The organism is Paenibacillus sp. YSY-4.3 (genome assembly GCF_054767475.1).
On sequence record NZ_BAABMC010000001.1, the window covers coordinates 170,697 to 182,646 of the forward strand.

Annotated in this window: 8 protein-coding genes and 1 riboswitch; of the genes, 6 read left to right on the forward strand and 2 right to left on the reverse strand. The window is 51.6% G+C overall.

Annotation, left to right across the window (positions count from 1 at the left end; genetic code table 11):
- Window positions 1-439 precede the first annotated feature (439 nt).
- Window positions 440-3,991 carry a glycosyl hydrolase 53 family protein gene (locus ACYUJT_RS00730; RefSeq protein WP_460318012.1) on the forward strand — a complete coding sequence of 1,184 codons (3,552 nt, stop codon included), beginning with the start codon at window positions 440-442 and terminating at the stop codon, window positions 3,989-3,991.
- Window positions 3,992-4,202: 211 nt separating this feature from the next.
- Window positions 4,203-5,096 carry a DUF4097 family beta strand repeat-containing protein gene (locus ACYUJT_RS00735; RefSeq protein WP_460318013.1) on the forward strand — a complete coding sequence of 298 codons (894 nt, stop codon included), beginning with the start codon at window positions 4,203-4,205 and terminating at the stop codon, window positions 5,094-5,096.
- 111 nt (window positions 5,097-5,207) lie between these two features.
- Here the strand turns inward: ACYUJT_RS00735 and asd are convergent, their stop codons facing one another.
- Window positions 5,208-6,023 (reverse strand): archaetidylserine decarboxylase, encoded by an 816-nt coding sequence (asd, locus tag ACYUJT_RS00740; protein ID WP_460318014.1) that lies wholly within the window; start codon window positions 6,021-6,023, stop codon window positions 5,208-5,210.
- 155 nt (window positions 6,024-6,178) lie between these two features.
- Window positions 6,179-6,290: riboswitch (TPP riboswitch) on the forward strand.
- A 105-nt stretch (window positions 6,291-6,395) separates the two neighbouring features.
- Between asd and ACYUJT_RS00745 the strand changes: the two genes are divergently transcribed.
- From ACYUJT_RS00745 to ACYUJT_RS00755, 3 genes are read left to right on the forward strand one after another with little or no spacing between them, the layout of a single operon-like run.
- The gene (locus ACYUJT_RS00745) at window positions 6,396-6,998 is read left to right on the forward strand and encodes an ECF transporter S component (protein WP_460319714.1); all 603 of its coding nucleotides are present in this window, start codon (window positions 6,396-6,398) and stop codon (window positions 6,996-6,998) included.
- A 3-nt stretch (window positions 6,999-7,001) separates the two neighbouring features.
- Window positions 7,002-8,609 (forward strand): ABC transporter ATP-binding protein, encoded by a 1,608-nt coding sequence (locus tag ACYUJT_RS00750; RefSeq protein WP_460318015.1) that lies wholly within the window; start codon window positions 7,002-7,004, stop codon window positions 8,607-8,609.
- Entirely contained in the window at window positions 8,606-9,406 is an 801-nt protein-coding gene (locus tag ACYUJT_RS00755; protein WP_460318016.1) for an energy-coupling factor transporter transmembrane component T family protein, read from the forward strand. The genes ACYUJT_RS00750 and ACYUJT_RS00755 overlap by 4 nt, the downstream gene beginning before the upstream one ends.
- Window positions 9,407-9,464: 58 nt before the next feature.
- Here ACYUJT_RS00755 and ACYUJT_RS00760 read toward each other — a convergent pair whose 3' ends face one another.
- On the reverse strand, window positions 9,465-10,559 hold the full coding sequence (locus ACYUJT_RS00760; protein WP_460318018.1) for a YheC/YheD family endospore coat-associated protein: 1,095 nt from the start codon (window positions 10,557-10,559) through the stop codon (window positions 9,465-9,467).
- Window positions 10,560-10,765: 206 nt separating this feature from the next.
- Between ACYUJT_RS00760 and ACYUJT_RS00765 the strand changes: the two genes are divergently transcribed.
- Window positions 10,766-11,923: a glycosyltransferase family 4 protein gene (locus tag ACYUJT_RS00765; protein WP_460318020.1), complete on the forward strand. Its 1,158-nt coding sequence runs from the start codon at window positions 10,766-10,768 to the stop codon at window positions 11,921-11,923.
- Window positions 11,924-11,950 lie beyond the last annotated feature (27 nt).

The following is an 11,950-nucleotide window of genomic DNA, read 5'->3' on the forward strand; positions in this document are numbered from 1 at the left end:
AACACCTCCGTTCCGGGTAAATGGTTGTAGATTTGCGGCTTGGAGGAGGTGATTCATAGTGGGACAAAGACGGCGGATTCGCAGCCGTCAGTGTTTGGCAGCTGGCGGCAACATCTTTAGAAATCGTATACGTCGCAACCGGGTATCCAACCTTGAAGGAGATAACTGGTTCTAATACTTATAGCTGAATATGGCATTGCAAATAGAAGCAGCGCGGCTTGTGGAAGCCGGCTGCTTTTTTAATCTCTGCAGACGGAAGTCGCAAGTTTGCGTTGAAAATATCCATGATATCGTAGAAATAGTATTATATTTTGTTGGCGCGCTGAATCCTCGTCTTGGTTCAATCCTACTACAATAGAGGCATAGACGGTCATTGGGGCGTCATTGCACCGGATCGTTTATTTTCAATGCAGCTACTGTATAAGGAGGAAGGGAAGCAATGAGAACAATGCAAAGGATTCAAAGGCCGTTCATTATTTTCTTGATTGTATTGCTGGCGCTGCCAGGCGTTCTGTTCAGCTCGGAGGCGAGGATGGCCGAAGCAGCGGGAGCAAGCGCGGCATCCGTAGAAATTGCGATAAACAATCCAGGGTTCGAAAGCGGCGACATTACGGGCTGGACTGTAACCGGGGCCACTTACGCATACACGGTGCCGAAAAACGCAGGCGAAGCTCAAAGCGGGGATTATTATTTTAACTACTGGTATGACGCCCATGAGTATGAGCTTCGTTTGTCGCAAACGATCAGTGGGCTGGAGGATGGAAGCTATGAACTGAGGGCATGGGCTTCGGGAGAAAATGGAGTTGCGGATTTGCAGCTTTTCGCGGAGACGACAGACGCTAGCGGCAATCCGTCTGTTCAAAGTACAGCTATCGTCAATACGGGCTGGAACAATTGGACCCAGTACATAGTTCAGGATATCGAAGTTGTCGGAGGAGAAATGACTTTTGGCTTCGATGTTGCCGCTCCGGCTAACTATTGGGGATATTTTGACGATATCGAACTGGTGAAGGTCGTGCAGGGCCAACCGTTTGACCCTGACGATTTCATTAAAGGCGTGGACATTTCTACGCTGCAGGCACTAGAGGACATCGGAGTCAAATATTACGAAGGCGGAGTAGAGAAGGATCTGCTGGAGATTTTGAAAAATCACGGCGTCAACTACGTTCGTCTGCGTGTCTGGAACGATCCCGTGCAGGCGGACGGGTATAATGACAAAACGCATACGATAGCGATGGCGCAGCGGGTCAAGGCAGCAGGATTGAAGCTGCTTGTAGACTTCCATTATTCCGATTTTTGGGCTGATCCGGGGCAGCAGGTAAAACCGGCTGCTTGGCAAGGGTACAGTTTCGGGGAATTGAAGCAGGCGGTTTACGACTACACTTCGGAGGTGTTGACGGAGCTCGAGGCGGTAAATGCTTATCCGGATATGGTGCAAGTCGGTAATGAGATCAATAGCGGGATGATGCTGCCTGATGGATCGACCAGTAGATTCGATAACCTGGCCGAGCTGTTGAAGCAGGGAATTCAGGCCGTGCGCGATACGACGCCGGCAAACCATGAGACTAAAATCATGCTTCATCTCGCCGAAGGCGGAAGCAACAGCAAATTCCGCAGCTTCTTTGATCAAATCAAGGCGCGCGGCGTGGATTACGACATTATCGGCTTGTCTTATTATCCATACTGGCATGGGACTTTCCAGGATTTGAAGAGCAATCTTAACGACTTGGTAGCGAGATATGGCAAGCAGGTTGTTGTCGTAGAGACAGCTTATGCCTATACCTACGAGAACGGGGATAACCACGGTAATATTGTTAACCAGAATGAGACGGATATCGCCGGATTCCCTGCTACGGTGGAAAATCAAAAACTCGTCATCGAAACGGTATTCAATACGGTAGCGAGCGTGAGAGACCATCAGGGACTCGGGGTCTTTTATTGGGAGCCGGCCTGGCTGCCAGGGGTAGGCTGGAAAGCGGGAGAGGGCAATGCGTGGGAGAACCAGGCGATGTTCGATTATAACGGCAATGCCCTGGATTCGTTGAACGTATTCCGGTTCATGCCTGGGAGCATAACCGACATACTTCCGATTCTCGCTTATCCTGCTGATAAGATTACAGTATCCAAGGGAGCAGCTCCTGTGCTTCCGTCGACGGTGAAGGTGCTGTATAACGAAGGATCGATTTTACAGAAAAGCGTGACATGGGACAGCATCCCGGCAGCGCAGCTGCAAACGCCGGGAACATTTACGGTCTACGGCACAATTGCCGGAATGCAGCAACGGGCCAAAGTCGACATTATGGTACTGGCCCAGGAGAATATGCTAAAGAACGGCGGTTTTGAGAGCAACGATCTGAGCCATTGGGAACTGTCCGGTACGAGTGCGGCAGGCAAGGTAGAGAACAACGCTGCCAATGCCCATTCTGGGAGCCATGCTTTTAATTACTGGTATGGTTCGCCATATGCCTATCAATTGAAGCAAGCCATTACCGATTTGCCGAATGGAACCTATACGCTGAAAGCCTGGGCTTCCGGAGGCGGCGGGGAAACTGTGCTGAAGCTGTTTGCCGAAGATAGCGCAGGCATGATTCGCAGCGCGGACATGGTCAATAAAGGATGGAATAATTGGGAACAGTATGTCATTGAAGATATAGAAGTGAAGGACGGTGCGTTGACGGTCGGATTCGAGGTTGAAGCACCCGCGGACATCTGGGGGTATTTCGATGACGTCGAGCTGGTGCTCACCGCGGCGGAATCTACAGATCCAACGGACCCAACGAATCCAACAAATCCGACGGCTCCAGGGGGCGGTGGCGGTGGCGGAACTACCTCGACTTCTAGCCCGGCAGCAGACAAGTCAGAACCGGTGAAATCCGAGCCTGCTTCAGGACAAGTGACAATTAAACCGGAGCAAATTACTATCGCTGAATCAGGATCCGGATTAGTTACAGTATCTCCGGATGTGAACAAGGTTATTTTGACCGAAGCGTCGATAGCTTTCCTAGGGAATCGCCCGTTGGAACTGACAAACGGGAGCCTGTCCCTGACTATTCCGGCGGATGTTCTGCGGCAGCTTATCGAGTTAGGGGGAGCTTCGTCAGGCAATGGAATTGCGCTGCAGTTTGCGGCTGTAGAGCAGGAAGTTCTTGCATCTGCTCTGAAGCAGGGAGTCTTGCAAAATGAGTCTATCACGATCAAGCCGCTTGGGCAGGCTTACGATTTCAAACTAAGCTTGATAACCGGTGAAGGGACGGAGAAGGAGCTAAAGAGCTTCCGGTCTCCGATTACGATCCGGATCAAGCTGGATGCAGTTCACAATATTAAACAAACAGGTATTTTCTATGTTTCCGACGAAGGTAAGCTGGAGTATGTGGGCGGGCAGTGGGCTAACGGAGAGATGAGCGCACAAGCCAGCCACTTCAGCAAATATGCGGTGCTGGAGTTTACGAAGCGGTTTGCAGATGTACCGGAAACGTTCTGGGCTCATGAAGCGGTATCCGGGCTAGCGCTGCGGCAAATCGTTGCGGGAACGCCAACCGGCTCTTATGAGCCTGGCCGCTCGGTCAGCCGTGCAGAATTTGCAGTCATGCTGTCCCGCGCGTTGAAGCTTGAGCAGGGAGCTATGGATGAGTTTACGGATGTATCCCGGAGTGCATGGTACTACCAGTCCTTGTCAGGGGCTTATAAGGCAGGCCTTGTGCAAGGACGTGACGGCCGGACATTTGACCCGGATGCTTCGATAACTAGACAAGAGATGGCTGTAATGCTGATGAAGGCCTATGCGATTCAGGGAGGCGGCGTAAGCACACAGGAAGCTGCAGGAAGCTTTGCAGATGCAGCCCAAATCGCGGATTGGGCGGCAGCTTCGGTAAATGCGGCTCATTCCCTAGGACTAATTCAAGGCAGAGGCCAAGGGGAGTTTGCTCCTGCAGCCTACTTGACCCGGGCCGAAGCGGCACAAATCATTTATAAACTGGTAACGAAGAAATAACGCTGTATTATTTAAACAGAGGCCGGCATTGTTTGGGATGCTGGCCTCTTCTTATTATCCAAGTCTTTTGGGGAGAGCTGGCATCCTAGCCTCAGGTCTGGGATAACTCCGGTCTTCAGCCTGTGGAGCCGTATAAATAAACCGTTACAATTAAGAGAGTACATATGAGGGGAAATTCAACAATGATAATAATAGGAGGCAGGAGCGGACTATGAGTCGTGTCAGAAGCAGAAAGAGATTGAATTCCATAACAATGACGGCGGCCGCAGTAACGCTGGCCGTGCTGGCCGGCTGCAGCGGCATACAAGATAAATCCGATGAAGCGATTGTCCAGGCCACCAGCTCGCTGGAGCAGTCGGTCATCAATGCTGCGGATAAGTGGGGGCAGAGGAGCAAGGAAGCGGGATTGTCCCGGGATATTTCGGTGAGCCATCAGATGGGCAAGGCGACAAAGCTTAGCGTTGACCATACAGTTGGAAATATCAAAGTCAGCACGTATGATGGGGATAAAATCCGCGTTCATGCCGTCGTGTGGTTTGGAAAATCGACCAAGCAGGAGAGCAGGCAGCGCATATTGGATCAAGCTGAGGTAGCTGTGACCGAGAAGGGCGATCAGTTGAGGATCACTGTGCATCCGCAGGATGACCCGAATTCAAGCCTGTGGAAATGGGCGCAAAAAAAATACGGATTCTCCGACTTCATGATCGATTACGAGATAGAAGTACCGCTAGCCATGGAGAGCTATGATATCCGGAATGATGTAGGCATAGTTGAGCTTCATGACCTGAAAGGAAGCTACAGCATCCGCAGCGAAGTCGGACAGATTAAAATGGATAATGTCCGCATTACGGGGCAATCATCGATAATAACGTCCACGGGCAGCGTTGACGTGCGTATTGCCGAATTGAGCGGCGAAGGCAAGCTTAATGTCAAAACGGAGATCGGAAATATTAATGCAGCCCTGGACGATGCTGTGCAGTGCACGCTTGTTATTAAGAATGAGGTAGGAAAAATCACCGGAGCTGCGGAAGGAACGAGCCAGGTCAATGGCGGCGGAGGGGAGATCTTGCTGCAAACACAAGTTGGCAGGATTACCGTGGAGTAAGGCGAAGGCAAGCGGGCGTTATAGCCGTAAGATAATAGCAGGCCGTCTCCATTAAATGAAGGGCGGCCTGCTTGGTGAAAGATATAAGAAATTTCGTTGTCTCCGTTCAAGTCAAGATTTGACTGTTGTGCTGCGCTTGCCGGCGGGGTAGAACCTCCCTAAAGGCTCTCCCATCTTGACCTTAGAGCCCGGGGCAAGCTCAGGAAGCGGCTCAAATGTACCGTTCTCGACTAGCAGGACGACGGTCGAGCCGAATTCGAAATAAGCCATATCGTCACCCCGGTTCCAATGCTTCGCCTCGGAATCTGTATATTTGATGCTGCTTACGTTCATAGCCCCAACTTTAACGACGGCAACTTCTCCTAGATCGTGGGAAATGTAAGTGATAAGCCGCTCGTTGCGGCTGAGTACCCTCCGCATATTTCTCATTCCAAAGTCGTTGACTGGATAGACCTTCCCTTTAATATGCTCACTTTCCAGCTTGTTCCCCGTTATGGGGGCATGAATGCGGTGATAGTCGGTCGGACTAAGGTAAAGCACGAAGAAAAAACCGTGATTATAGGTTTCCGTGCGTGGAGAGTAATTAAGCAATTCCTCCAAAGAATAGTCTTGGCCCTTTACGTTGAGAATTGTTCCCGCCCGAATTTCTCCCATCGCGGTAATTAATGAATCGACGGGGCTGATCAATCCCTCCGGGAGGGAATGAATCGGGCGCATGTCCGGCTTAAGCTTGCGTGTGAAGAATTCGTTCAATGTCCGGTATTCTTTAATGTCCTTCTCGGCCTCATGCAGCGGAATGCCATAGGATTTAGCGAAAGTAGGTATAAGAAGCCGGCTTGCTTCTGAGTGTGAGAACCGACCCATCAGCCGGGAGATCCATTTCCGGGAGGTAAGCTCCGTCATCCATTTCATCCATTTTGCGGTCAAATTGGTTCCCCCTAATTCCTGTGCTGAACAATGGTGCTGCCGTTTTCCATTTCCGACTATATTGACATATAATACAAACTAAATCAACAACGAAGCTGTAATATTTAAATAATGCTTGCTACTGCAGCATCTCTTGTTGTATGGTTAAATCAATCGCATAGTGATACGGGAGCTTGAGGGAATCAGGCTGAGATTGCAGTACAATCCACTGCTGACCGTTAATCTGATCTGGATAATGCCAGCGTAGATAATCCGTTGTTCAAGGTTTTTTCGTGCCTATGAACTCATACAGCCGCCTGAGCATATCCAGCGGTTTTTTTGTTTTTTAGCCATACTAATTCAAAGAAGGAAGAAGAAGGGGAGATGACCGTAATGCAAGAAGCAGTACAAAGAAAAGGCGGCCGGGGGTTGAAGCTGAGCGATCTGCTCGTAACGATTTTCGTATCGATCGTCCTGGGGGTAGTTTATTATTTTTGGAGCGCGGTATATAATTTGTTTTCGTTTTTCCCGCAGGCGGATGAACTCGTCTATGGCATGTGGTTTATGGCGTCTACACTGGTGTTTCTACTGATCCGCAAGCCCGGTGTAGCGCTAATCGCCGAAATTGCCGCGGCGCACGTATCGATATTGTTCGGCAGCGAGTGGGGGATACAGCTTGTAATGTACAGCGTGCTCCAAGGGCTGGGCGCTGAGCTGGTTTTTGCGGCATTCCGCTACAAGAACTATTCAGCAGCTGTGGCGGCTTTGGCAGGTATAGCCGCGGCGGTAGGTTCGTTGATTCCGGACATTTATTATGGATACATCCAGGATTACCAGACTTGGCTGCTGATTGCCAAATACGGCATGCGCGCCGTCAGCTCCGCCCTGATTTGCGGATATCTGGCATATGCGATTGTGAAGGCGGTAGAGGCCACGGGAGTAACCAATCTGCTGCGGCCTGTGGAAGACAAAGATTATGCGGCGCTGGACGATTAAGCGATGATGCCTATATTGACATCCGCCGCGGTAAGCGACCAGCAGAACGGGGCAGCGGCTATAGCAGCTGGCGTAACTGGGCTGCGGCTTAAATTTCCGGGTGAAGAACGCTTCATTTTTAAAGATCTTACTATTCATGTACGGCAGGGAGAGAAGGTATTGCTGCTCGGTCCGAGCGGGAGTGGGAAGTCTACCCTGCTGCAGGTGCTCTCTGGTATTATTCCTTCGCTTGTCGAGGTGCCGATGCGCTGCGAGGATCGGATACAGCCGCCATCCTGGGGATTTGTATTCCAAGACCCGGATACCCAATTTTGCATGCCGTATGTCGATGAGGAGCTAGCTTTTGTTCTCGAAAATCTGGCTGTTCCGCAAAATGAAATGCTGGGAAGAATGGAAGAGGTTCTTCAGGCAGTCGGCCTTCAGTTGCCGGAGCTGCATGTCCAAATCGACACCTTGTCCCAGGGGATGAAGCAGCGGCTGGCTCTGGCCTCCGTGTTGCTCTCCAATCCCCAGGTGCTGTTCCTGGACGAGCCTTCCGCGCTGCTTGACCCGGAAGGCCGGGAACAGATTTGGGATACGGTCAAGAAGGTTTCCCCGGATCGGACGCTGATTATCGTCGAGCATCGGATCGAGGAAATTGCCGGCTTTGTCGATCGGGTCATTCTTTTTGGCCCGGAAGGGCAACTGCTCGGACATGGGGCGCCGCAAGAGGTATTCGGCACGTATCAATCTGAGCTGAAGGAGTTCGGTATTTGGTATCCCGGCGTATGGGAGCACTACTTCTTATCGCCCGAGGGAGAAGCGCTTCTTGAACCGGTTCCTCAGGAGCAGCCGGCATCGCTCTCTGCCGGGAAGCTGCTGGAGGTATCCCGGTTCACAGGCCTAAGGCATGGCAGGCCGGTGATTGAGATTGAGCATGCCACGGTTTCTCCAGGCGATTTCATTGCGATTACCGGGCCTAACGGGGCGGGAAAGAGCTCGCTGCTGCTGAGCCTGATGGGGCTGCTCCGCTCGGAAGGAAATTATTTGCTGCAAGGAGAGCCTTTGGATAATAGGCAATCCGACCGGACCGCAAGGAAGAGCCGATGGCGCAGAAACAAGCGCGATAAGCACGTGGAGCTGGCTGCATCCCGCATCGGCTTTGTGTTCCAGAATCCCGAGTTTCAATTCGTCGCTGAGCATGTGGCGGAGGAAATTGCTTTTTCCTTGCGGCTGGAGGGATTAACGGAGAAGCTCGTGAAGGAGCGAGTCGATGAGGCTTTACTGACCTTCGGCCTCGAGGGGCTGAACCACCGTCACCCTTATCAGCTCTCTCTCGGACAAAAGCGGAGATTAAGCGTGGCTGGCGCCGCGGTGCTGAATAAACCCATTCTGCTGCTGGATGAACCAACCTTCGGGCAGGATGCCGTCAATACCTTTGCGATCCTGCAGGTTTGCGAGAAGCTGCGTCGTCAAGGGACCTCGATCGTGATGGTTACGCACGAGGAGAAGATTGCGGATATCGTCGCAACCCAGCGTTGGGAAGTCCGGGAAGGAAGAATCGTATCCCAGCGATGGACGGAGCGGGGAGAGCGTATAAGGCGTCTCAAGCAGGAAGAGGGGAACCGATGAAACAATTTCTAACACCTAGACGAACGACCTGGCTGCACCGGGCTAACCCTGCTGCCAAGCTGGGGATGATCGTGCTGCTGTTCCTGTTGACCTTATTCACGCACAGCTTGGATTTCATTGCTTACCAGGCAATAGCTGTCTTTCTTGTACTTTTTCTGATGAGCGGCCATCCTCCGTGGAAGATCATGCTGCTGCTTCTCCCGTTGCTGTTCGTATTTGTATCCTCTTCCATTACGATGATTCTCTTTGGCAAAGGGGATACGCTTTGGTGGAAATGGGGAATCATCCGCATATCGGAGGAAAGCTTCTATCGTGGCATCCATATCGGCTTCAAATCGGTGACTTTTGCCGCGGAGGGGCTGCTGTATGTACTGACGACCTCTTCTGTCGCCTTGTTCTATGCCCTGATGCAGAAGGTGAAGCTTGCTCCGAAATACGCGTACAGCTTTATGGCCTCGGTTCGGCTGCTGCCGATGGTATGGGAGGAGTTCCAAATCCGGCGCAGCGCTCTCAAGATTCGGGGTGTCCGGCATAGCCGCGGCATCCGCGGCTGGATCGAGCAAACCAAGCTGTATGCTGTACCGCTGTTGTCGCAAAGCATTCGCCGGGCTCACCGCGTAGCGGTAGCTATGGAATCAAAGGCGTTCCACAATAGTCGGCGCAGGACTTATTATTATACCTCCCAGTTTACGCTATACGACCTAGGGCTGCTGCTCCTGCTGTGTCTGGCAATGGCAGCGGCTTTTAACCTAGCTATCATATATCCGCTATTCGGTATCACGGATGTACGATACTGAATAACAATAACCAATAGAAGTCCAGATTCGCTCAGTGCGGATTTGGACTTCTATTTGGTTAGGTCAGTTTTGACTGATCACGGTCAAATAAATATCTGGCAAAATCCATAGGCCGTTGATACGTATCTTTCCAAATATCCGTCAATCCGGCTTTTCTGAAGCCGTAACGCTGATCCCTGCCGTTGCATTCGATGAAATAGAGTTGTCCTTCCTGCGTCAAGCCGATGTCGATCCCGAGGTCTGCGAGCAGAGGCAGGCGCGAGGACAAATGCCTCGCAATGGTGAGCGATAAATGTTCGACATGGTAAAGGATATCCGGTACAGTTCTAGCGGGAAGACATTGCGTCAGCAGTCCGACGGGGTACGGGCGTCCCCCTTTGCCAATGTTAGAGAGAAAGCTGTTTTGGGGAGCGATCTTGACGAATATCCCGGTAATGCCCCATGCGCCAAAAGCGCCGCGTTGAACGGTTACGCGCAGATCCAGCGGCCTGGCATCGTATTCGGCAAGCGGAATGCGCTGTTGTATGAGATAAGGGGTTTGAATGAACCTGCGATGCAGCCAAGCCGGGATGTTCTCCTTGGTGACTCTATCCGTGATCCAGCCTCTCCTGTTCTTGGAGGAATATACTAATTTCCAGGCTGTTCCATCCCGCTGTACTCTCATAATTCCATATCCAACCGATCCGCGTACCGGCTTCAATACAAGGTCATCGTATTCCGACATCATTCTTCGCAGAGAAGCGGGAGAAGCTTCGGCCGTTTCTGGAAGGTATTCCGATAAATATGGATCCTCTTGCAAGAGACGATGGACGACGTTTTTTCCGTAACGATTGTTTACATTAAAGATGCAAATCCCCTGCGAAACGAGGTTGTGGATTTTACGGTGGGCGCCTGCATCTCTGTAGAGCGCGCGGTTATGAATGACCCTGGGAGTAGGGATTGTTGTCTTGACATAATCGTAGCCACTCTGCACGTAAGCAATGCTTTTGTTTGATCCGGCATCGATATCCCCTAATCTCAGAAAGCAAGGAATGAATCCGTTAGCCCGTGCCGCCTCCTCATAATTAGCTATCGATTCCTGGCCGGTTTTGCGCTGGGGAATTCCCCGGTACATGCTGGAGTTTAGCAGAATACCGACATGGTCTTGCCCCATGGATTTTCCTCCTTTTCGTATACGACTTTTTTGGTTCAGTTTATGTGGCTATAACCTAAATAGCGTGGACGACTGTGCTGTATCATGAGCCTGTTTTAGCTAAAAGAACCGCCTGCAAGGATGCTTCCGAGGGGGCATTAACCTTACCGGCAGAATGCGCATATTTTGGAATGCGGGTTTATTTTTGCAGAGAGGAAGCCAAGCGCATGAGCAGATTAAAAGTAGCGGTCATTACGCCTGGGACCTTTGTGATTCCTTCAGGACATAGCAGCTCCGTCGAACGGGTTATCGAGAAGGTGGCACCATTGGCTGCAGATGAACTGGATATTCGAATATTCGGCCTGTCGGACGGCCAGATCCAGAGCCCGGGAAGCCTGGAATCCGTCCCATGCTTTCGCATGCCCGGAGGCAGACTATACTTAACATCACTGCTTCGCCATTTGAAAAGGTGGCATCCCGACCGAGTGGATGTTCATAATCGCCCCTTGCTTGCTTACCAATTAAAGAGCAGGCTGCCGATGGCCAAGGTATTCCTGACCTTTCACTCAACTACTTTCTTTGACGCCTCCTATCAGTCTGCCGCAAGAATGCGCTGCTTACTGGAGAAGGTGGATCGGATCATCGTGAACAGCCAGTATTTGCAAAAAGAGCTTCAGCGGCGTTTTCCATCGCTCCAGACGCCAATATCCGTTAATCTGTTGGGGGTAAGCCTTGAGGATTTCGCGCCACGGTGGACCTCGCCGGGTGAATACTTGCGACAAGCCAGGCTTACGGATTTGGGATGGAGCCGGCGTAAAATTATTATGTTCATCGGCCGCTTGCTTCCGTCTAAGGGAGTTCATCATTTGCTGAAGGCCTTTCCTGCAATCATACAGCAGGAGAAGGAGGCGATGCTCGTTGTCGTAGGCGGCGCATATTACGGGATCAACCGGGAGAGCCAGTATGTCAGGCGTTTGAAGAAGATGGCGGAGCCGTTTGGGGATAGAGTGGTGTTCCTGCCGTACGCTCCTTACCCGAGCGTCGCCGATTGGTACAATTTGGCTGATCTCATCGTCGTTCCCTCCGAGGAAGATGAGGCCTTCGGTTTGGTCAACGTAGAGGCGATGGCATCGGCAGTTCCAATCGTGGCCAGCCGGGCTGGGGGCATCCCTGAGGTCGTCATCGACGGAGAATCTGGATTGCTCCTTCCGCCGGCATCCATGCCCAATGATCTGGTGGAAGGGATTGTTGCTTTACTCGGCAGCGAGCCGCTTCGCAAGAAGATGGGGCAGGCGGGCCGGGAACTGGCGCGCCGCAGGTTTCGTTGGCAGCATACTTCGGCCCGTTGGGTCCGATTGATGAAAGGGCAGGAAGCAAAAATATAGCAGGCTGGATTAAAGACTATTCATCGG

Bases quoted from the DNA above. Each gene is read 5' to 3' on its own strand.
- ACYUJT_RS00765 (WP_460318020.1), top strand. From the start codon at position 10,766: ATGAGCAGATTAAAAGTAGCGGTCATTACGCCTGGGACCTTTGTGATT.
- ACYUJT_RS00750 (WP_460318015.1), top strand. From the start codon at position 7,002: ATGATGCCTATATTGACATCCGCCGCGGTAAGCGACCAGCAGAACGGG.
- ACYUJT_RS00760 (WP_460318018.1), bottom strand. From the start codon at position 10,559: ATGGGGCAAGACCATGTCGGTATTCTGCTAAACTCCAGCATGTACCGG.
- ACYUJT_RS00745 (WP_460319714.1), top strand. From the start codon at position 6,396: ATGCAAGAAGCAGTACAAAGAAAAGGCGGCCGGGGGTTGAAGCTGAGC.
- ACYUJT_RS00735 (WP_460318013.1), top strand. From the start codon at position 4,203: ATGAGTCGTGTCAGAAGCAGAAAGAGATTGAATTCCATAACAATGACG.
- ACYUJT_RS00755 (WP_460318016.1), top strand. From the start codon at position 8,606: ATGAAACAATTTCTAACACCTAGACGAACGACCTGGCTGCACCGGGCT.
- ACYUJT_RS00730 (WP_460318012.1), top strand. From the start codon at position 440: ATGAGAACAATGCAAAGGATTCAAAGGCCGTTCATTATTTTCTTGATT.